At 73.2% G+C, this 20,340-nt stretch carries 22 protein-coding genes; 11 read left to right on the forward strand and 11 right to left on the reverse strand.

Annotation, left to right across the window (positions count from 1 at the left end):
* The first annotated feature begins 222 nt into the window (after window positions 1-222).
* A complete protein-coding gene (locus VT52_RS18285; RefSeq protein ID WP_046426188.1) occupies window positions 223-1,293 on the forward strand; it encodes an adenosine deaminase in 1,071 nt (356 codons plus the stop codon).
* Here VT52_RS18285 and VT52_RS18290 read toward each other — a convergent pair.
* Together VT52_RS18290 and VT52_RS18295 are read right to left on the reverse strand one after the other, a co-directional pair.
* Window positions 1,275-1,790, reverse strand: coding sequence for a mycothiol transferase (locus tag VT52_RS18290; protein ID WP_046426220.1), 516 nt, complete (start codon window positions 1,788-1,790; stop codon window positions 1,275-1,277). The genes VT52_RS18285 and VT52_RS18290 overlap by 19 nt on opposite strands.
* A 43-nt stretch (window positions 1,791-1,833) precedes the next feature.
* Window positions 1,834-2,736: a LysR family transcriptional regulator gene (locus tag VT52_RS18295; protein ID WP_046426186.1), complete on the reverse strand. Its 903-nt coding sequence runs from the start codon at window positions 2,734-2,736 to the stop codon at window positions 1,834-1,836.
* A gap of 108 nt (window positions 2,737-2,844) precedes the next feature.
* On the opposite strand from VT52_RS18295, the gene mgrA reads away from it, so the two are divergent.
* The gene (gene mgrA / locus VT52_RS18300; protein WP_046426184.1) at window positions 2,845-3,837 is read left to right on the forward strand and encodes an L-glyceraldehyde 3-phosphate reductase; all 993 of its coding nucleotides are present in this window, start codon (window positions 2,845-2,847) and stop codon (window positions 3,835-3,837) included.
* A 78-nt stretch (window positions 3,838-3,915) separates the two neighbouring features.
* Here mgrA and VT52_RS18305 read toward each other — a convergent pair whose 3' ends face one another.
* Window positions 3,916-4,299, reverse strand: coding sequence for a nuclear transport factor 2 family protein (locus VT52_RS18305; RefSeq protein WP_046426182.1), 384 nt, complete (start codon window positions 4,297-4,299; stop codon window positions 3,916-3,918).
* 316 nt (window positions 4,300-4,615) lie between these two features.
* Between VT52_RS18305 and VT52_RS18310 the strand changes: the two genes are divergently transcribed.
* Window positions 4,616-5,026 (forward strand): hypothetical protein, encoded by a 411-nt coding sequence (locus VT52_RS18310; protein WP_046426179.1) that lies wholly within the window; start codon window positions 4,616-4,618, stop codon window positions 5,024-5,026.
* Here the strand turns inward: VT52_RS18310 and VT52_RS18315 are convergent.
* Window positions 4,979-6,280, reverse strand: a complete 1,302-nt coding sequence (locus VT52_RS18315) for a streptophobe family protein (protein ID WP_046426178.1) — start codon at window positions 6,278-6,280, stop codon at window positions 4,979-4,981. The two genes, VT52_RS18310 and VT52_RS18315, sit on opposite strands and share 48 nt — an antisense overlap.
* A 194-nt stretch (window positions 6,281-6,474) precedes the next feature.
* Here VT52_RS18315 and VT52_RS18320 point away from each other — a divergent pair, with 194 nt between their 5' ends.
* Window positions 6,475-6,927 (forward strand): ATP-binding protein, encoded by a 453-nt coding sequence (locus tag VT52_RS18320; RefSeq protein WP_046426177.1) that lies wholly within the window; start codon window positions 6,475-6,477, stop codon window positions 6,925-6,927.
* Between the two features lie 63 nt (window positions 6,928-6,990).
* Here the strand turns inward: VT52_RS18320 and VT52_RS18325 are convergent, their stop codons facing one another.
* Complete coding sequence (locus tag VT52_RS18325; protein ID WP_071387470.1) at window positions 6,991-7,878, reverse strand: RNA polymerase sigma factor SigF; 888 nt, start codon at window positions 7,876-7,878, stop codon at window positions 6,991-6,993.
* 537 nt (window positions 7,879-8,415) lie between these two features.
* On the opposite strand from VT52_RS18325, the gene VT52_RS18330 reads away from it, so the two are divergent.
* The gene (locus tag VT52_RS18330; RefSeq protein WP_046424952.1) at window positions 8,416-8,898 is read left to right on the forward strand and encodes a VOC family protein; all 483 of its coding nucleotides are present in this window, start codon (window positions 8,416-8,418) and stop codon (window positions 8,896-8,898) included.
* On the opposite strand, the gene VT52_RS18335 is transcribed toward VT52_RS18330, so the two are convergent.
* Together VT52_RS18335 and VT52_RS18340 are read right to left on the reverse strand one after the other, a co-directional pair.
* On the reverse strand, window positions 8,883-9,788 hold the full coding sequence (locus VT52_RS18335; protein ID WP_046424953.1) for an aminoglycoside phosphotransferase family protein: 906 nt from the start codon (window positions 9,786-9,788) through the stop codon (window positions 8,883-8,885). The genes VT52_RS18330 and VT52_RS18335 overlap by 16 nt on opposite strands.
* Before the next feature lie 59 nt (window positions 9,789-9,847).
* Window positions 9,848-10,852, reverse strand: a complete 1,005-nt coding sequence (locus tag VT52_RS18340; RefSeq protein ID WP_206306554.1) for a zinc-binding alcohol dehydrogenase family protein — start codon at window positions 10,850-10,852, stop codon at window positions 9,848-9,850.
* A 133-nt stretch (window positions 10,853-10,985) separates the two neighbouring features.
* Between VT52_RS18340 and VT52_RS18345 the strand changes: the two genes are divergently transcribed.
* From VT52_RS18345 to VT52_RS18365, 5 genes are all read left to right on the forward strand, one after another.
* Window positions 10,986-11,780, forward strand: a complete 795-nt coding sequence (locus VT52_RS18345; RefSeq protein WP_046424957.1) for a VOC family protein — start codon at window positions 10,986-10,988, stop codon at window positions 11,778-11,780.
* A 44-nt stretch (window positions 11,781-11,824) separates the two neighbouring features.
* Window positions 11,825-12,526: a ribonuclease H family protein gene (locus VT52_RS18350; RefSeq protein ID WP_079175110.1), complete on the forward strand. Its 702-nt coding sequence runs from the start codon at window positions 11,825-11,827 to the stop codon at window positions 12,524-12,526.
* Window positions 12,527-12,593: 67 nt separating this feature from the next.
* Entirely contained in the window at window positions 12,594-13,577 is a 984-nt protein-coding gene (locus VT52_RS18355) for an aldo/keto reductase (RefSeq protein ID WP_046424961.1), read from the forward strand.
* A 52-nt stretch (window positions 13,578-13,629) separates the two neighbouring features.
* Window positions 13,630-14,127, forward strand: coding sequence for a DUF6328 family protein (locus VT52_RS18360; protein WP_046424962.1), 498 nt, complete (start codon window positions 13,630-13,632; stop codon window positions 14,125-14,127).
* A 33-nt stretch (window positions 14,128-14,160) separates the two neighbouring features.
* Window positions 14,161-14,652, forward strand: a complete 492-nt coding sequence (locus VT52_RS18365) for a GNAT family N-acetyltransferase (protein WP_046424965.1) — start codon at window positions 14,161-14,163, stop codon at window positions 14,650-14,652.
* Window positions 14,653-14,662: 10 nt separating this feature from the next.
* Here the strand turns inward: VT52_RS18365 and VT52_RS18370 are convergent, their stop codons facing one another.
* The 4 genes from VT52_RS18370 to VT52_RS18385 form a co-directional block, all read right to left on the reverse strand.
* A complete protein-coding gene (locus VT52_RS18370) occupies window positions 14,663-15,088 on the reverse strand; it encodes an SsgA family sporulation/cell division regulator (protein WP_046424966.1) in 426 nt (141 codons plus the stop codon).
* 185 nt (window positions 15,089-15,273) lie between these two features.
* The gene (locus VT52_RS18375) at window positions 15,274-16,236 is read right to left on the reverse strand and encodes a threonine/serine dehydratase family protein (protein WP_046424969.1); all 963 of its coding nucleotides are present in this window, start codon (window positions 16,234-16,236) and stop codon (window positions 15,274-15,276) included.
* Window positions 16,237-16,255: 19 nt separating this feature from the next.
* Window positions 16,256-16,933: an AIM24 family protein gene (locus VT52_RS18380; protein WP_046424972.1), complete on the reverse strand. Its 678-nt coding sequence runs from the start codon at window positions 16,931-16,933 to the stop codon at window positions 16,256-16,258.
* A 51-nt stretch (window positions 16,934-16,984) separates the two neighbouring features.
* The gene (locus VT52_RS18385; RefSeq protein WP_046424975.1) at window positions 16,985-18,220 is read right to left on the reverse strand and encodes a serine hydrolase domain-containing protein; all 1,236 of its coding nucleotides are present in this window, start codon (window positions 18,218-18,220) and stop codon (window positions 16,985-16,987) included.
* Between the two features lie 332 nt (window positions 18,221-18,552).
* On the opposite strand from VT52_RS18385, the gene VT52_RS18390 reads away from it, so the two are divergent.
* Entirely contained in the window at window positions 18,553-20,313 is a 1,761-nt protein-coding gene (locus tag VT52_RS18390) for a M4 family metallopeptidase (RefSeq protein ID WP_240509798.1), read from the forward strand.
* Window positions 20,314-20,340: the final 27 nt, after the last annotated feature.

Here is a 20,340-nt window from a genome sequence, read left to right on the forward strand (position 1 = left end):
CGGGGCGCCCTCTCCCGAACGCCCCGGCGGCCCCCGACGCGGCATCCGCCCGACGCCCCGGTGACGCGCGCGGACAACTCTCCGGCAACTCCCAGGTCACTCCGCAGCAACGCGCGTAGACAAGCATCCGGTTTTACGTATAACCTCACCGGCTAACCACCCCCGTCGGCACCGTCGGCCGCCTGATCGACCCCGGTACAACCTGCTGAGGAACGCCCTGTCATGACCGCCCCCCGCATCGACACCGACACTCTCCGCCGCCTCCCCAAGGTCGTGCTGCACGACCACCTCGACGGCGGCCTGCGCCCCGCCACCCTCGTGGAGCTGGCCGCCGAGGTCGGGCACCAGCTGCCCACCACGGACCCGGACGAGCTGGCCGCCTGGTACGTCGAGGCCGCCAACTCCGGTGACCTGGTGCGCTACATCGCCACCTTCGAGCACACCCTCGCCGTGATGCAGACCCGCGAGGGCCTGCTGCGCACCGCCGAGGAGTACGTCCTCGACCTCGCCGCCGACGGCGTGGTCTACGGCGAGGTCCGCTACGCCCCCGAGCTGAACACCCGGGGCGGGCTGAGCCTCCCCGAGGTCGTGGAGAGCGTGCAGGAGGGCCTGGCCGCCGGCATGGCGAAGGCCGCCGCCGCGGGCACCCCGGTGCGCGTCGGCACCCTGCTCTGCGGCATGCGGATGTTCGACCGCGTCGCCGAGGCCGCCGACCTGGCCGTCGCCTACCGGGACGCCGGAGTCGTCGGCTTCGACATCGCCGGCGCCGAGGACGGCTTCCCGCCCGCCGACCACCTGGCCGCCTTCGAGCACCTGCGCCGCGAGAGCGTGCCCTTCACCATCCACGCCGGCGAGGCGCACGGCCTGCCGAGCATCCACCAGGCGGTCCAGGTGTGCGGCGCCCAGCGCATCGGGCACGGCGTGCGGCTGACCGAGGACATCGTGGACGGCAAGCTCGGCCGGCTCGCCTCCTGGGTGCGCGACCGCCGTATCGCCCTGGAGATGTGCCCCACCTCCAACCTCCAGACCGGCTGCGCCACCTCGATCGCCGAGCACCCGATCACCGCGATGAAGGACCTCGGCTTCCGGGTCACCCTGAACACCGACAACCGCCTGGTGTCGGGCACCACGATGACCCGGGAGATGGCGCTGCTGGTCGAGCAGGCCGGCTGGGGCGTCGAGGACCTGCGGACGGTCACGGTCAACGCGGTCAAGAGCGCGTTCATCCCGTTCGACGAGCGCAAGGCCCTCATCGAGGACGTGGTCCTGCCCGGCTACGCCGCCGCGCTCTGAACCAGTCCCTTGAGGTAGGCGGCCTGTCCGACGTGCTGGAGATCGTCGGACAGGACGCTCACCAGGCGCACGCCGAGCGTGACCGGCGGGTCCCAGCGCTCGTCCACGACTCCTTCGAGGTCCTTGGCGGCCAGTGAGCGCAGCGCGCCCAGCGTCTGCTCGTGCACCGCGTCGTAGTACCCGGTCAGCAGGCCGGCGTCCGTCACCCGCACCTTCGCGACCTCGGCCGGGGTGTGCCCGTAGCCGGTGTCGGCGCGCGGCAGATCCAGGCCGAACCGCTCCTCCCAGCCGTCGGAGAGCCACACCTGGTCGAGGCCGAAGGCGTCGGCGACGTGGTCGTCCTGCACCCGCGTGAGATGCCAGACCAGCCAGGCGACGGTGTTGGCGCCGGGGGCCGGGCGCTGGTGCAACTCGTCCGGTCCGAGGCCGCCGACGGTGTCGTGGACTTCTTCCCGGATGCGGCCGTAGCCGTCGATGAGGATGTCCTTGGCATGCATACCGTCCACCATCACAGACGGACGGCGTGGTCGCGTCCGGAATTCAGGAAGACCGGTACGGCGCCAGGCCCTCCGTCTCCAGGAGCGCGACGAGGGCGCGGGCCGCGGGGCTGGTGGAGCGCTCGGGCGGCAGCAGGGCCACCGTCTCGTACGCGGCCTCGCCCGGCTCCCTGAGCGGCAGCGCGGTCAGCGTGGGCCGCTTGTGCCGGAAGTGCCGGGGGACGACCGCGACGCCCAGGTTCTCGTCCACCAGGTCCAGCAGTGAGTGCACGTCGTTGACCTCCAGCGCGACGGTGCGCCGCACCCCCGCCGCGGCGAAGGCGGCATCGGTCGCGCGGCGCGGGCCCCAGTCCGGGTGGAAGTCGACGAACACCTCCCCGGCCAGGTCGGCCGGGCACAGCGGCGCCCCGGGCGCGGCGAACCGGTGCCGGGGATGGCACAGCACGGTCATCGGCTCACTGGTCAGCGAGACCGAGCGGAGCTGGTCGCCGTCGGCCCGGGTGCGGTACGCGAAGGCGAGGTCGAGGCGCCCCGCCGCGACCTCCTCCGCCAGCGCGTTCGAGCCCGCCTGGCGCAGCCGGATCTCCACGTCCGGGTGGCGGCCCCGGAACGCCGCCAGCAGCCGGGCCACGTGCACCCCGGCGATGCACTGCTCGGTGCCCAGCGCCAGCGTGCCGCGCAGCACTCCCTGCACCGCCGCGACCGCCTCGTGCGCCGCGCGCACCTGTGCGAGGACCCGCTCGGCCTCCACCAGCAGTGCCCGCCCCGCCTCCGTCAGCGTCACCCGTCGCGTGGTGCGCACGAACAGCGGCGCCCGCAGCTCCCGTTCCAGCGCCCGGATGGACGCGGACAGGCCCGACTGGGAGACCATCAGCCGCTCGGCGGCCCGGGTGAAGTGCTGGTCCTCGGCGACCGCGACGAAGTGCTGGAGATGGCGCAGTTCCATGATTGAGCAGCCTAGTCGCTCAATTCCATTCGATTCTCCCATTGGACCGCCGTATGCGGCCGGGGGAATCCTGGGCCGGAAGATCCGTGCCCACCCCCTGGAGTCGCGTTGTACACCGCATCCCCCGACCGTTACGCCGAGATGCCCTACCGGCGCACCGGACGCAGCGGCCTAAGGCTCCCCGCGCTGTCGCTCGGCCTGTGGCACAACTTCGGTCCCGACCGGCCCGTGGAGACCCAGCGCGCCATCCTGCGCCGCGCCTTCGACCTCGGCGTCACCCATTTCGACCTGGCCAACAACTACGGCCCGCCGCCCGGCGCCGCCGAATCCGCGCTCGGCGCCGCCCTCGCCGCGGACCTCGCGCCGTACCGCGACGAGCTGGTCATCTCCACCAAGGCCGGCTACCTCATGTGGCCCGGCCCGTACGGTGAATGGGGCTCGCGCAAGTACCTGCTCGCCTCGCTCGACCAGAGCCTGCGGCGGATGGGGCTCGACCACGTCGACATCTTCTACTCCCACCGCCCCGACCCGGACACTCCGCTGGAGGAGACGATGGGCGCCCTGCACACGGCGGTCCAGCAGGGCAAGGCGCTCTACGTCGGCATCTCCAACTACTCGGCCGATCAGACCCGCGAGGCCGCCCGCGTTCTCGCCGGCCTCGGCACCCCGCTCCTCGTCCACCAGCCGCGCTACTCGATGCTCGACCGGCGCCCCGAGGACGAGGGCGTGCTCGACGCCCTGGACGAACTGGGGGTCGGCTCCGTCGTCTACTCCCCGCTGGAGCAGGGGCTGCTCACCGGCCGCTACCTGAAGGGCGTCCCGGAGGGCTCCCGCGCCGCCGGCGACAGCCCCTTCCTCAAGCCCGAAGCGGTCACCGAGGACCTCGTCGGACGGCTGCGCGCGCTCCAGGAGATCGCCGTCTCACGCGGCCAGAGCCTCGCCCAGCTGGCCCTCGCCTGGGTGCTGCGCGGCGGCAGGGTCACCTCCGCGCTGGTCGGCGCGAGCAGCGCCCGCCAGCTGGAGGACAGCGTCGGCGCCCTGCGCGGCCTGGACTTCGACCCGGAGGAGCTGAAGCGGATCGACGCGATCGTACGGCCGTGACACCGCACCACGGCGCCGGCCCCCGCACGCGGCCCGGCTTCCTCCCCGTCCGGGGCGGGGAAGCCGGGCCGCGTGCCGTCACGCACCCGCGGGGACCCGGTCCAGGAACCCCAGGACCTGGCGGATACGGCCCTCGCCGTCCAGCGTGACGACGTCGAACCCGGCGACCGGCGCCGACCCGTCGGCCTCGTTCACCAGCTCCCAGCCGAAGCGGGCGGTGTCGTGGTGCCCGTCCACCGTGCCGAGCGGGCGGAAGACGAACCCCGGGAACTGCTCGTGGGCCGCGGCGATCACGGCCGCCACGCCCTCGTGCCCGCGGACGTCGGCGAGCGGGTCGGTGTAGGAGCCGTCCGCGGCCCAGGCGGCGGCGACCGCCTTGCGCAGCGCCTCCGGCCCGGTGGCGTTCCAGGCCTCGAAGTAACGCGCGGCGGCACTCTCGTAGCGTTCGGTGTTCACGGACATCGTGAATCAGCCTCCATCGGAGTCGTCTGTGCTGGTCGGACCCCGGATCGGGGTTTCGCCGACCCGGTGGAACCACCATGCCCGAGGGGTGCCCGGTGGGTCGATTACCTCCGGGGTCATGCCCGCACCGCCCGGCGGGACCCCATCAATGCGACCAAAAAGGATGGGGAATATGCCAACAGAGTGGCCGGAAAGTCGTGGTGACAGTGTTTCGGCCGTGGCGATACTCGAACATCGAGGGGCACTTCACCGCACGGAGCCGCACGGAGAGCGAGGTCCGCCCGGCACACCGGACGAGGCGACGGGGGAGTGATACGTGCACGACGAATTCCTGTGCCATGTCACGGCATACGGGGTGTGCGGCGGCCGGCGCATCGGCGTACCGCTCGGCACCTACCGCGCGCCGACCCTGGCACTGGCTCTGTGGTGGCTGCGCGACCGCGCGTCCTGGATCGCCGAGCGGCTCGACCCCAGTCCGGAGGCCGCCCCCTTTCCGGCGGGGTCGCTGGTGCCGGTCGCGGAGACGGTCGCCGACGTACCCACGCTGCTGCGCGCCTGGTGCGCGGACGACGGCGGGCAGCAGCGCGTGGCCGAGGAACTGGCGGAGGGGCGGCTGGTGCGGATCGCCGCCAACGACGACACCACCGAGTACGAACTGCTCGCCGAGTCCGTCGACGCCCTACGGATGCAGCGCACCGTTCCCGCGCTCGTGGTGCCCATCGGCTGACCGCCGCTTGCGGCGCACCGGCAGGGCGAGCAGCCCGCCGAGGAACCCGGCGACCAGCCCCCACAGCGCGCCCAGGCCCACCGTCCGCCAGGTCCGCGGCCGCAGCAGCAGCTCCCCGGACAGCCCGCCGCCCAGGTCCCCGATGCCGAGCAGGGACAGCCCGTAGTGCGCGGAGATCCGGCACAGCAGGCAGATCGCGAGCATGGTGAGGGCGAGCGCGACGGCGAGGCGTACGGCGAGCAGCCACGGTGGGGTCCGGGGCGGTGAGCGCAGCGCCGCCCGGACGGCGACCGCGAGCAGCAGCACCCCGGCCGCCACCGGCAGCCATGCCATCCGGCCGTCGTACTCCGTCAGCGTGCCCAGATCCACCGTGGAGACGTCGGGAGTGCGCAGCAGCACGTCCAGGATGTGCGGGACGGGCAGCCCGAAGGGGCCGTCCACCCGGCCGTTCCAGGTCGCGCCGAGACCGACGGTCAGCGCGGGCCAGACCAGGTTGGGCAGGCCGAGCAGGATCAGCGCTAAGGTCGTACGCGCGTTCCCCCGGGTGGCCGCCGTGACCAGCGCGACCACGAGGCCCACGGCGACCGCGGTGAGCAGCAGCTCCACCATCGCGCGGGAGACGGGACGCGCCCGCTCCCGCCACCGCGTCAGCCGTCCCGGCAGCGGCACCCGGCGTGCGACCAGCAGCGCCACCACCAGCACCCCGGCCAGCCACAGCAGCGCGAACAGCACGGTCGGCGGCACGTCCGCGGCGAATCCGACCCGCGGCTCCGCCGCGAACAGAGAGGTCAGATCGGCGAGCGTCCCGCTGCCCACGTCCACGGCGAACGTCTCCCGGGCCGCGAGGGCGAGCCCGGTCAGCGCCGCCACCCACAGGACGGCGACCCGGGCGGCCCACAGGGCCGCCTCCCCGGCCGAGGTGACCGTCCGGTGCCGCAGCGGGCGCAGGAAGCCCGCGCCGACCACCAGGGCACCGGCCAGCGCCACCGACAGGGGGAGTACGGTGATCCCTGCCTCGGTCCTGGCCAGGGGGCCGGCGTCGCCTGCGAGCCGGATGCTGCCGCCGACCGCCGTCACCACGGTCGCGGCCAGCACCCGGGGGAACGCGCCGTCCGGCAGTCCCGCCGCACCCGCCGCCCACAGCCCGGCCGCGGCGACCAGCACCATCACCGCGAGCCCGGTCAGCACCACGGCCAGCGCCTGGGGCCAGCTGTGCCGGGCGGCGGGCCGCGCGGAGACGGTCAGGGGGCTCACGCCTGCCACGCTAGGCAGCGTCCGGGCACCCCGCCCGCCGGGTGGTCCGTCCGCGCCGCACCCAGGCCGGGAAAGTGACGCTCGCCACTGTGCGCGGTGGGCGAACGCCTGGACTGCGGGGCGCGGCTCGGGGTAGGAGGACGGGTGCGAATACGGCCGAACGGACCGGGCCCGGGGCCCGCGAGAGAGACAGCATGACCGAGCATCTGGGCGGGGCAGTGATACCGACCGGCTTCGACGTACCCGTCGAGCCGCTGAGACGCGCGACGCACTTCACCGGTGAACCCGGTTGCATCGCCGAGGCGCGGGCCTTCGCGGCCCAGTTCCTGGAACAGCTGCGCACGGAGTGGTGCGCCCGCATCGACCGCGCCGCGGACGGCGAGCTGCTCCTGCTGGTGAGCGAGCTGGTCACCAACGCCGACCGGCACAGCGACGGCCCCTACATCCTGGAGCTGGAGGGCACGGACACCGCCGTCACGGTGTCCGTCTGCGACAGCAGTACGGCGCTGCCCCAGCTCTTCCCGAAGAATCCGCGGCGCGTCGGGCGGCACGGCCTGGAGATCGTGCACGCGCTCGCCACCGACATCGCCGTGGAACGCGTCCCGGTCGGCAAACGGGTGATCGCCCGTTTCGCGTTGACCCGCTGAACGCCCGGACCGTCCCGGTGCCGGGCGTTCAGCGTGCGCAGGGACCCTCTCGGCCCGTTCGGCTCAGGCGCAGCCCAGCTCGCCCAGCATCCCCTGGCGCAGCCGGGTGATGATCCGCTTGATCAGCCGTGAGACGTGCATCTGGGAGCAGCCGAGCCGTTCCCCGATCTCCGCCTGGGTGGCCTCCTCCACGAACCGCAGGTGGATGATCTGCCGGTCCCGCTCGCTCAGCTCCGCCATCAGCGGCGCCAGCGCGTGGAAGTCCTCCACCAGGCGCAGCCCCTCCTCCTCCACACCGATGAAGTCGGCGAGCACCGCCTCGCCGTCCTCGGGGCCGTCACCCGTGAGCGCGGCGTCCAGCGAGGAGGAGTTGTAGCCGTTGGCGGCGAGCTGGCCCTCCAGCACCTGCTCCTCGGAGAGGTTCATCAAGGTGGCCAGCTCGGCGACCGTCGGATCACGGTCGAGGCGGCTGGACAGCTCCTCGCGCGCCTTGGCCAGTTCCACCCGCAGCTCCTGGAGCCGCCGCGGGACGTGCACCGCCCAGGTGGTGTCGCGGAAGAACCGCTTGATCTCACCGACGATGTACGGCAGCGCGAAGGAGGTGAACTCCACCTCCCGGGACAGCTCGAACCGGTCGATCGCCTTGATCAGCCCGATCATGCCGGTCTGGACGATGTCCTCCATGTCGTCGCCGCGGCCCCGGAAACGGCCGGCCGCGAAGCGTACGAGCGACATGTTCATCTCGATGAGGGTGTTGCGCGCGTACTGGTACTCGTGGGTCCCCTCCTCCAGCTCGGTCAGCCGGCGGAAGAACTGGCGGGACAGCCGGCGCGCGTCCCGCGGGGCCACGGCGGCCGGCTCCGCGATGCCGGGCAGGGTGCCCGTGTCCGGCCCGTCCTGCTCGGTCCTCTCGACGACCACTGTCTGCGACCGCATCCCGGCGGTATCCATTACCTCTCCCACGAAAGTCACGGTTCGACGGCTGCCCTTTTCGGCCTCTGCGTCCGGTCCCTGCGCTGTTGTGTTCTCCGCGTGTTCCCCGGATCCGGCAGCTCATTCCAGCCGGTGGGGGCGCTCACGGCGCGGGTACCCCTGGTCACCCGGTGCATGCTCGCCTTCTTCGGCACTGGCTTGAAATCGCCGTTCTCCCCGGAATCTCGGGCCGTCACCACTCCTCGGCGGCGCCGCCGTCTCCCCACGTGCTCCCCGGAAGGACGCCCGCACACCCCCGACCGGCGGGTCCGGGCTCCGCCCGCCCCGGAAGAACCGCATCGGCCGAATCCGTCCGCCGGACCGGGCCCCGGCCCGGTGGCGCGGCGCGGGCCGCGGCCGCGCCGGTACCCGCCTCGCCCGTGCCGCTCGTGTCGCGCGTGCGGGTCACGCACCGGATGCTGGGCGGGTGCGGGACCTCGGACAGCCGCACCGATGAGTTCCGGGCCGTGCGCCGGTCTGCACCCCGAACGCGTTTCCCCCATCCAGGAGGTGCTCATGACCACCGACGGTTTCACCACATGCCTCTGGTTCGACGGCCAGGCGGAGGAGGCCGCGCACTACTACGTGTCGATCTTCAAGAACTCCCGAGTGGACCGCGTCAGCCGGCACACCGACGCCGGACCCGGCCCGGCGGGCTCCGTGCTGGCCGTCGAGTTCACGGCCAACGGCCAGCGGTTCATGGCGCTCAACGGCGGCCCCCAGTTCACCTTCGACGAGTCGGTCTCCTTCCAGATCCTCTGCTCCGACCAGCAGGAGATCGACCACTACTGGAACCGGCTCACCGAGAACGGCGGCGAGGGCGGCTCGTGCAGCTGGCTCAAGGACCGGTACGGGCTCTCCTGGCAGGTCGTCTACGACCGGCTGCTCGCCCTGATGAGCGACCCGGACCCGGAGAGGTCCGCCCGCGTGGCCCGCGCCATGATGAGCATGGGCAAGCTGGACGTCGCCGCCCTGGAGAGGGCCTACGCGGGCGAGTGACCCGGCGGCCGCCCGTACCCGGCCTCGGCGAGGATCCCGGCGATCACATGCCGTGAGTTCTGAGCCAGGGCCGGGTTGGTGTCCCAGTAGTACGGCAGCTGGATCAGCGCGACCGACAGCGCCCAGCCCCGCCCCCGCGCCCATTCGGCGTCGTCCGCGCCCGCCGCCTCCCGGAAGACGCCCCGCACCGAGGCGGGCAGCAGGTTCCACGCCGGCACGAGGTCCACCGCCGGATCGCCCACCCCCGCGCAGCCGAAGTCGATGACCGCGCCGAGCCGGCCACCGTCGACCAGCACGTTGCCGGGGGACAGATCGCCATGGGCCCAGCGCGGCGGCCCGTCGTGCGCCGGGGCGGCCAGCGCCCGCTCCCACAGCTCCGTGACCGCCCCCGCGTCCACCCGGTCCCCCAGCTCGGCGACGGCCGCGCGGGTGGGCTCGTCCCGCTCGCGCAGGGGCCCGCCCCGGTAGCCGGTCGGCGCACCGTGCGCCGCGACGCGGCGCAGCGCCCGTACGAACAGCCCCAGCTCCTCGGCCAGCGGCTCCGGCCGGGCCACGGCTCCGGCCACCGGACTGGTCCCCGCGAGCCATCGGTAGACGGACCACGGCCACGGAAAGTCCTCGTCCGCCTCACCCGTGCCCACCGGCTCGGGCACGGCCACCGGGAGCCGCGGTCCCAGCACGGGCAGCCAGCGCCCCTCGTGCACCAGGTCCGGGACCGCCCCGGGACGCCGGGGGAGCCGTACCACCAGCTCGGTGCCCAGCCGGAACATGGCGTTCTCGGTGCCGCTGGACGCCAGCCGCCGCACCGGCAGCGCGGACCAGTGCGGAAAGCGACGGGTGATCAGGCGCCGGACCAGCGGGGCGTCGAGCCCCAGCTCGTCCGCGTGCATCCTCTGTGTGTTCACGGCAGCCGTCCGAGCGCCCCGGACCCCTCGCCGTCGAGGGGATTTCAGTGCTCGGGCACCAGCACCGCCGCGCCGTCGAAGCGGCCCGCCTTCAGGTCGCGCAGGGCCTCGGGGGCCCGGCCGAGCGGATAGGGGTGGGTGGTCGCGCGCACACCGTAGCGGGCGGCCAGGGTGAGGAACTCCCGCCCGTCCGCACGGGTGTTGGCGGTGACGCTGCGCAACTCCTTCTCGTAGAACAGGTCCGTCTCGTAGCGCAGTGCCGGTACGTCGCTGAGGTGGATGCCCGCCACCGCCAGCACCCCGCCCCGGTCCAGGGCGCGCAGCGCGACCGGGACCAGATCGCCGACCGGCGCGAAGAGGACCGCCGCGTCCAGCGGCTCCGGCGGCTGCTCGTCCAGGTCCCGCGCGGAGGCCGCGCCCAGCTCCAGGGCGAGCCGGCGCGAGACCTCGTCCCGGGTGATCACATGCACGGTGGCGCCCTCGGCGAGCGCGACCTGCGCGCACAGATGGGCGCTGCCCCCGAAGCCGTACAGGCCCAGGCGCCCGCCCCGCGGCAGCGCGGCGCGGCGCAGCGCGCGGAACCCGATGATCCCGGCGCACAGCAGCGGCGCCGCCGACACGTCGTCCAGCGTCCCGGGCAGCCGGTAGGCGAAGGCGGCCGGCACCGTCGTGTACTCGGCGTAGCCACCGTCCGCGTCCCAGCCCGTGTAGCGGGAGCGCGGGCACAGGTTCTCGGCACCCCGCGCGCAGTAGGCGCACACCCCGTCCGTGCGGCGCAGCCACGCCACACCCACCCGGTCGCCCGGCGCGAAGCCGAAGACCTGCGAGCCGAGCCCGGCCACCTCGCCGACCACCTCGTGCCCGGGTGTCACCCCGGCCCGGTGCACCGGCAGCTCGCCCTCGGTGACATGCAGATCGGTCCGGCACACCCCGCACGCCCGCACCCGCACCAGCAGCTCGTCCGGCCCCGGTGTGGGCACCGGCCGCTCCACCGACCTCAACGGCTCGCCCTCGACCGGTCCCGGCGCCACCACCGACCACGCCCGCATCGTCATCGCCCAAGCCCTTCCGCAGACGGCCCCTCCCCAGTGTCCGGCAGCGCCCCGCTCGGCGCGCGGCCCGGCCGGGGGCTGGCTAGCGTGAGCAGGCGGGGGCCGCGACGACTCCAGGAGGGCGGCGAGCATGGCCGTACAACCCGAGGGGACGCCCTGCTGGGCCGATGCGATGTTCACCGACCTGGAGGGCGCCAAGAAGTTCTACGGCGAGGTCCTCGGCTGGACCTTCGGCGACTCCACGGCGGAGTACGGCCACTACACGCAGGCATCCGTCGACGGCAAGGCCGTCGCCGCCGTCGTCCCGCCCATGCCCGGCCAGGAGGGCCAGTCGCGGTGGTGCCTGTACTTCGCCTCGCCGGACGCCGCCGCCACGGCCGAGAAGGTACGCCAGCACGGCGGAGACGTGCTGATGGAGCCGATGCGGGTCGGCGACATCGGCACCATGTGCCTGGCCCGCGAGCCCAGCGGGGCCGTGTTCGGGGTGTGGCAGGCGGGCACCCACGAGGGCTTCGAACGGACGGCCGTGCCGGGCGCCTACTGCTGGGCCGAGGTGTTCACCCGCGAACCCGAGAAGGCGGACGCGTTCTTCCGCGCCGTCTTCCCGTACCGCGCGAAGGACATCGTGGACGACGCGGTGGACTTCCGGATGTTCGACGTCGGCGAGGACACCGTGCTCGGGCGGATGCGGATGACCGACGACTTCCCGCCCGAGGCGCCCTCGTACATCAACGTCTACTTCACCGTCGCCGACTGCGACGAGGCCGTCGCCACGGCGACCCGGCTCGGCGGCACCGTCCGCTTCGGGCCGATGAGCAGCCCCTTCGGCCGGTTCGCGACGATCGGCGATCCGCAGGGCGCCGACTTCTCGGTGATCGACATCACCACCACCGCGGGCGAGATGCCGCGGATCGAGGACGCCTGAGCGGGGCCCCGCCTGCCCGGCCGGGGCACCCGTGCCGTCGTGGGATGATCGTGCGCATGCGTGAACGAGTGGTGGCCGCGTGCGACGGGGCTTCGAAGGGGAACCCCGGACCGGCCGGATGGGCATGGGTGGTCTCGGCCGAGGACGAGCGGACGCCCGCTCGCTGGGAGGCGGGCCCGCTCGGCCGGGCCACCAACAACGTCGCCGAACTCACCGCCCTGGAGCGGCTGCTGAGTTCCGTCGACCCCTCCGTCGAGCTGGAGATCCGGATGGACTCCCAGTACGCGATGAAGGCCGTCACCACCTGGCTGCCCGGCTGGAAGCGCAACGGCTGGAAGACGTCCGGGGGCAAGCCGGTCGCCAACCAGGAGCTGGTGGTCGGCATCGACGCGCTCCTGGAGGGCCGGTCCGTGGAGTTCCGCTACGTCCCGGCCCACCAGGTCGACGGCGACCCGCTCAACGACTTCGCCGACCGCGCGGCCAGCCAGGCCGCCGTCGTGCAGCAGCCGGCGGGCAGCGAGCTGGGCTCGCCGGTGCCCCCGCCCTCGCCCGACACACCGGGGTCGGGCGCCCCGCGCAAGAAGACGGCCCGCCGCACCGGGGGCGCCTCGTCCTCCTCGGCGCGCACCATCAAGGCGAAGTTCCCCGGACGCTGCCTGTGCGGGCGTTCCTACGCGGCGGGCGAGTCCATCGCCAAGAACGCTCAGGGCTGGGGCCATCCGGAGTGCCGTACGGCCGGGGCCTGAGCGAGCCGCCGCCCCGAGCGACCCGGCGGTTCCCGGCCGGGAGGGCGCCGGGTGACAGACTGCCCGCATGGACGAACGTGCGATCGGCAGGTCGGGTCAGTGGGCGTCGGTGGTCGGACTCGGCACCTGGCAGCTGGGCGCGGACTGGGGCGACGTGGCCGACAAGGACGCGTCGGCCGTCCTGGAGGCCGCGGCCGAGTCCGGGGTCACCTTCTTCGACACCGCGGACGTCTACGGCGACGGACGCAGCGAGCGGGCCATCGCCGCCTTCCTGGGCGGCCGCCCCGATCTGCACGTGCTGGTGGCCACCAAGATGGGCCGCCGCGTCGAGCAGCTCCCCGAGAACTACGTCCTCGACAACTTCCGCGCCTGGAACGACCGTTCGCGGCGCAACCTCGGTGTCGACCGGATCGACCTGGTGCAGCTGCACTGCCCGCCCGACCCGGTCTACTCCGGCGACGCGGTGTGGGACGCGCTGGACACCCTGGTCGAGGAGGAGCGCATCGCCGCGTACGGCGTCAGCGTGGAGACCTGCGCGCAGGCGCTGGCCGCGATCGCCCGGCCGAACGTGGCCGGCGTCCAGATCGTCCTCAACCCGTTCCGGATGAAGCCGCTGCGCGAGGTGCTGCCCGCCGCCCGCGCGGCCGGAGTCGGCGTCATCGCCCGGGTGCCGCTCGCCTCCGGACTGCTGTCCGGCAAGTACACCGAGGACACCGTCTTCGCGGCGGACGACCACCGCACCTTCAACCGGCACGGCGAGGCGTTCGACCAGGGTGAGACCTTCTCCGGCGTCGACTACGGCACCGGTGTGGAGGCGGCCGCCGAGTTCGCCGCGCTCGCCCCCGAGGGCTACACCCCGGCCCAGCTGGCGCTGCGCTGGATCATCGAGCAGGAGGGCGTCACCACGGTCATCCCCGGCGCCCGCGACCCCGGGCAGGCCCGCGCCAACGCGGCCGCCGCGAAGCTGCCGCCGCTGCCGCCGCGGACGTTCACCGCGATCCGGGACCTGTACGAGCGGCGGATCGCGGAGCAGGTCGAGGACCGCTGGTAGCCACGCGGACACGCACCGTTTGAAGGAACGGCCGACCGGTTACCTGGATCGCATGACCGAGGACGACCGCCGCAGGGGGCGCGACGAGACCGAGGAGGAGCGGGCCGACCGGATGTGGGGTGAACTCATCCAGGAGGTCCGCGTCGCCCAGACGGGCGTGCAGATCCTGTTCGGCTTCCTGCTGACCGTCGTCTTCTACCCGAAGTACACCCTGCTGCCCCGAGCGGACCAGCACATCTACATCGTCACCGTGGTGCTCGGCGCCTGTACCACCGGCGCCCTCATCGGACCGGTCTCGCTGCACCGCCTGGTCTCCGGGCGCCGGGTCAAGCCCCGGGCGGTGCGGATCGCCGCCCGGCTGACCTTCGTCGGTCTGGTGCTGCTGCTGGCCACCATGACCTCGGCCCTGCTGCTCATCCTGCGGGTGGCCACGCACGACGGTTATGTGCCCTGGCTGGTCGCGGCCGTCGTCGCCTGGTACCTGGTGTGCTGGTTCGGCCTCCCGCTGTGGGCCCGGCGCCGGCACACCGTCGGCACGGAAAACCGGTAACGCCCCCGCGCGCGGGGCGCGTAGGGTCCCGCCATGCCCGAGCTGCAACCGCTGCGCCCCGACCACGCCCCCGCGCTGCTCGCCTTCGAGCGGGCGAACCGGGCGTACTTCGCCGCGTCCGTGCCCGACCGGGGCGACGAGTACTTCGCCCGGTTCGCCGAGCGGCACCGGGCGCTGCTCGCCGAACAGGAGACGGGCGTGAGCCGCTTCCACGTCCTGGCCGGCCCGGACGGGGAGATCCTCGGCCGGATCAACCTCGTGGACGTGGCGGACGGCGGCGCCGACCTCGGCTACCGGATCGCCGAGCGCGCCGCGGGCCGGGGCCTGGCGACCTGGGCCGTACGGGAGCTGTGCGCGCGGGCCGCCCGCACGTACGGCCTGACCTTCCTGAGGGCCGCGAGCAGGGTGGAGAACCTGGCCTCGCGGGCCGTGCTGGCGCGCACCGGCTTCACCGTGGTCGGCGAGACCCGGCTGTCCGGCCTGCCGGGCCTCGTGTACCGCCGCCCGCTGACGGACGTCCAGTGACGTAAGCCGCTCATCCCGTGGCGAGGATGTCCGCCAGCAGCTCGTCCACGGGAGCCCGTTCCCGGCCCGGCGGCACGATCTCCCGGGTCTCGCGCAGGAAGGCGGCCACGGCCGGCGCCCAGGCGTACACCACCGCGCGCTGCCGCCCGCCGTCCGGGCGCGAGTCCCCGAGGAACTCCAGGCGCAGCTCGTGCCACATCCCGGTGCCGGCGGGCCGCAGCCGTACGTCGCCGACGCCGGCCGGCCGGGTCAGGCCCTCGGCGAGCATCTCCCGGTCGAGGCGCCAGTGGGCCAGCACATGGCCTTCGTGGGCGAAGGCGGCGGTGACGGCGTACGGGTCGTCGGCGTCGTAGCCGAGATGGGCGAAGACCGGGAAGCGGCCGGTACCGGGGGCGTGGAGCTGCACCACCAGGGTCTTGTGCACGAAGGTGTTCACGCTGCGAACCTCCCGGGACGATCGGCGTACTGGTACCCCTGGTACCCCCGTTCGCCCCGTCGAGCCCCCCTCGGCCGGACGCCCCCCCCGGAGCGCGGGCGGCGGGGCCTTCGCCGACCCGTGGGGGAACTCCGGCCGGGTGCCCGCCGCCGATCCGCACCGGGGCGGCCCGCGCGGACCCGCCCCTACCCCAGCCCGAACCGCTCCGCCCAGCCCGTCACCTCCGCCGGCGTCGTGTTGCCGCCGCACACCACCAGGCCCAGACGGGCGTCCGGGCCGACGCGGGAGAGCACTTCGCGGGCCGCCGGGAGCAGGCAGCCCGCGGCCGGTTCCGCCCAGAGTTTGGCGTGCGTGCAGAGGTCCAGGCAGCCGCGGACGGCCTCGTGGTCGGGGACCACCAGGACGTCCTCGACCAGCTTGGCGGTGTGGTCGTAGGTCAGCCGGCAGACCGTGGGCGCGCTCAGCGTGGTGACCAGGGAGGACAGCGGGACCGGCACCGGGCCGCCGGCCTTCAGCGCGGCCGACATCGCCTCGGCGCCGGCCGTCTCCACGCCCCACACCCGCACTCCGGGGCGCCGGGCCCGCAGGGCCGCCGCGACGCCCGAGATCAGCCCGCCTCCGCCGATGCTGACGACGACGTCCGTCAGCTCCTCGTCGGCGTCCTCGGCCAGTTCGAGGCCGACCGTGCCCTGCCCGGCGATCACGACGGGGTCGTCGAACGGGTGGACCAGGGTCAGCCCCTCGTCCGCGAGCCGCGTTCCCAGCTCGAAGGCGCCGTCCATGCCGTCGGTCAGCCGCAGCGACGCTCCGGCCTCCTCGGCGAGCGCGAGCGAACGCGCGGGCGCCGTGCGGGGCATCACCACGGTCGCCCTCACACCGAGGGCCGCCGCCATCACGGCCAGCGCGATCCCGTGGTTGCCGCCGCTGACCGCGACCACGCCCGCCGCCCGTTCCGCCCCGCTCAGCGACAGCAGCTTCGCCGCCGCCCCGCGCGCCTTGAACGAGCCGGTGCGCTGGAGCAGTTCGAGCTTGACCGTGACCGGGGCGCCGAGCAGCGCGCCGAGCCCGGGGCTCGCCACGGTCGGCGTCCGCACCACGTGCGGGGCGATCAGCTCGGCCGCGGCTTCGATCTCCAGGATGCCGATCAAGGTGTGCCACCCTTCCCGTTCAGTGCTGCTGCGGATCGCGCCGGGTCAGCCGGCTCGGCCGTACGACGACCACGCCCTCGCCCCGGAGCATCAGCCGTACGGCCTCGCCGGAGCCGCCGCGCAGCACCGGCCCCCGCGACCGCGAGCGGTGCAGCGAGGTCTCCAGTGACTCGCTCCAGCCGATCACCGAGTCCGGGCCGGCGTACACCGGCTGCTCCGCCGAGACCGGTATGACCAGCGGATCGCCCTCGCAGAGCAGGCCGAGTCGGCCGCTGCCGCTGAACACGCTGCTGAACAGGCCGCCCGCGGTGACGCCCGAGCCCTTGACCGTCCGGATCCCGTACGACAGCGACGGGTCGAAGCACAGTACGTGCCGGGCGCCCACGGTGAACCGGTCGCCGGGCTCCAGCTCCACCACGAAGCAGTTCAGCGCCCCGTGCGCGAGCCAGACCTCGCCCTGCCCGTGCACCACCGTCAAGGGCAGCCCCTCCCCGGTGACCGCGCGCTTGAGCATGCCCCCGACGCCCTGGCCCCCGCGCTCGAACCGCAGCTCACCGCGGTGGGCGACCACCGAGCCCCGCCGGGCGTACATCTCGCCGTCCACCGCGTACCTGAGGCACTCGGCGTTCTCGACGGACATCCCGGGCCCGGTGGCCGCCCGCACCAGGTGCCGGCCGGAAAAGAGATCACCCTTCATACGGGCATCCTGGCCCGGGGCCGCGCCTTCTGCCAAGATCCGGACGCCGGCCTACTCCTTGCCCGCCGCCGGGGGCCACCGCTTGCCCTGCTTCCCGCAGAACGCCGAATCCAGCGCCCCCGCGAGCGTGTTGAGCACCTCGCCGTTGTTGGACGTGTTGGCGACGGCCGTCATGCTCCGGCCGCCGTCCTTCGTCGCGAACGCGTAGGTGTAGTACCCCTGCACCGTTCCCGTGTGCCCGTACACCGAGACCCCGCACGGCAGATCGCGGCGCCGCAGCCCGAGCCCGTACGCGGTGGTCGCGTCGACCTGGTTCATCCTCTCCATCTCGGCCAGCCGCGCCGCGGACATCAGCCTGCCGCCGAGCAGCGCGCCGTAGAACGTGTCGAGGTCCCGGGCGCTGGAGATGATCGCGCCGGCGCTCTGCGCCCACGACACGGTCTGCTCGGTGGCGTCCACCAGCGGGTCGCCCGCCCTGTCGGGGGTGAGGTACCCGTGCGCGTGGGCGCCGGGGATCGCGGTGTCGGGGTGGACGTAGAACGTGTCCTGGAGGTTCAGCGGCCCGAAGATCCGGTTCTCGTACGCGGTCCGCACGGAGTGCCCGGTGATCTTCTCGATGAGCATGCCGGCGACGACGAAGTTGGTGTTCGAGTACGAGTACGCCGCGCCGGGCGCGTTGGTACGCGGGTGCTTCAGGGACAGCGCCACCAGCTCGCGGTAGGTGAACACCTTGTGGCGGACCGCCTCGAACCCCGGGACGCTGTCGGCGAACATGTCGTACGTGAAGTCGTACAGCCCGCTGCGATGGCCGAGCACCTGGCGCACCGTGATCCGGTCGTCCGGCAGCAGCCCCGGCAGATAGCGGTTCACCGGCGCGTCCAGCTCCAGCCGGTGCTCGTCGGCGAGTTGCAGCAGGACGACCGCGGAGAAGGACTTGGTGACGCTGCCGACGCGGAACCGGTCCCCGGCGTCCATGGCACGCCGGGTGCCGCGGTCGGCGTACCCGTACGTCGTCCGGTACGTGGTGCCGTGGTCGTCGATCCGGGCCAGCGCGCCCGGCGCGCCCTGGGCGACCGCCGACCGCAGCACCGCGGTCAGGCCCGCCGTGTCGGGCGCCGCGAGCCCGTCCGCCGCGGCGGACTTCACCGCCCGCGGCGCCGCCGCCCCGGCGGGCCTCACCGCCCCGGGCGACCGCGGCTCCCCGTTCGCGGCCCGCGCCGGGACCGCGAGCAGCGACAGCGCGACCGCTCCGAGGACCGCCCCCCTGCTCACCGTGGCTGACACCATCGGGCATCCACTCCCATCCGTACGACTGTTGATGCGACATCGGTCACATTCCGGCCTGGGAACCTAGGGGATCGAGGCCACGTCTCCACAGCCGACACACAGTTGGTCATTCGCTGATCACTCTCTGGCGCTGATTTGCAAAGGATTGCCCTAGAAGATCGCGAAATAGATCATTCCTGGTTTACGTGCACATGACTGATCCGTAAGGGTGAGCCCTCGGGGCCCGACCAGCCCCCTGGTGCCGAAGGGCGCCATGCCCCAGGGCGGTTGACGACCCGCCGCCCTTCACAGAAGGAACCCTGATCAGATTGCGTAAACCCCACATACGCTCAGTGGCGGTCGCGGTCACGGTGGCGACCGCCGCCACGGGCCTGGCCGGTACGGCCTTCGCGGGTCCCTCGACGGGGGAGGCGCGCTCCGTCGCGTCCGTCACCAGCTCCGGCGCCGTGGTGAGCGCGGCCCGCGCCGCGGCCTTCGCGCACGCGTCCGCGACCGGCGTCTCCACGGGTGACGAACTCCGGGCCCAGGACGTCATGCTGGACCCCGAGGGCGCCCGGCACGTCCGCTTCGAGCGCACCCACGACGGCATGCCGGTGCTCGGCGGCGACCTCGTGGTCCACCTCGACCACAAGCTCGCCTACACGGGTGTGACCCGCGCCGCCGCCCAGGCCGTCAAGCCGGCCGCCGCCACCAAGGCCAGGCTGACCGCGGGTCAGGCCGCCGCCAAGGCCGCGCGGGCGGCCAAGGGAGAGGCGGGCACCGCCCGGCTCGTCGTGGACGCCCGCGACGGCGCCTCCGCGCTCGCCTACCAGGTGACCGTGGCCGACCAGGACGGCACCAGCACCGTCGTGGTCGACGCCGTCACCGGCAAGGTGCGCAGCAACACGCCCGACAGCGACCAGTTCCTGTCGCCGAAGCTCGTCAAGAGCCTCCAGAAGCGCGGCGTGACGGCCACCCCGACCACGGGTGACGCCCGCGCCGCCGCGCTGGGCCGGGCCGACGCCCCCACCGGCGCCAAGACGGCCTTCCCGTCCGCCGCGAGCGGCACGGGCAAGACCCTCTACGACGGCAGCGTCGGTCTCACCACCACGCAGACCTCGCGCGGCCACTACCAGCTCGCCGACCCGAGCCGGTACGGCACCGAGGTGCGCGACGCCAAGGGCAGGACCACGGAGAGCTTCGGCGCCGGCACGAAGTTCACCGCCACCAGGAACGTCTGGGGCAACGGCACGACCGCCAACCGCGCCAGTGCCGCCGCCGACGCCCAGTACGGCATCACCAAGACGCTGGACTTCTACAAGAAGACCTTCGGCCGCAAGGGCATCGCCGACAACGGCAAGGCCGCCCACGGCCTGGTGCACTGGGGCAACAAGGTCGCCAACGCCTTCTGGGACCCGACCTGCAACTGCATGCTGTACGGCGACGGTGACGGGAAGACCTTCAAGAAGCCGCTGGTCGTCCTCGACGTCACCGGCCACGAGCTGACCCACGGCGTGGTGGACGCGACGGCCAAGCTGGAGCCGACCTACGTCGACGCGAACGGCAACCAGTACGGCGAGCCGGGCGCGCTCAACGAGTCGCTGGCGGACATCTTCGGCTCCAACGTCGAGTTCTACGCCAACAACAGGCAGGACAAGCCCGACTACCTGATCGGCGAGAAGCTGGGCCTTTCGCAGAAGTTCCTGCGCCGCCTGGACCACCCCTCGCTGGACAAGCTCGAGGGCACGATCGACTACTGGACGCCGGACACCTACTACACCGAGGTGCACGCCGGTTCCGGTGTCTCGTCGCACGCCTACTACCTCCTCGCGGAGGGCAGCGGCAAGAAGACGATCAACGGCGTGGCGTACAACTCGCCGACGTACAACAAGTCCAAGGTGAAGGGCATCAGCCGCACCAAGGCGACGGCCATCTTCTACCGCGCGCTGACCCGCTACATGGTCTCCACGACCGACTTCCACGGAGCGCGCCTCGCGACGCTCCAGGCGGCCAAGGACCTGTACGGCGCGAACAGCACCGAGTACAAGACGGTGAACCAGGCGTGGGCGGCGGTCAACGTGACCGCCGCGAACACGCCGGCCGCCAAGCACTGACGTCTTCGCGCCCGACCGGATGCCCCG

The sequence above is a fragment of the Streptomyces malaysiense genome (genome assembly GCF_000980885.2).
GTDB classification, from domain to species: Bacteria; Actinomycetota; Actinomycetes; order Streptomycetales; family Streptomycetaceae; genus Streptomyces; species Streptomyces malaysiense.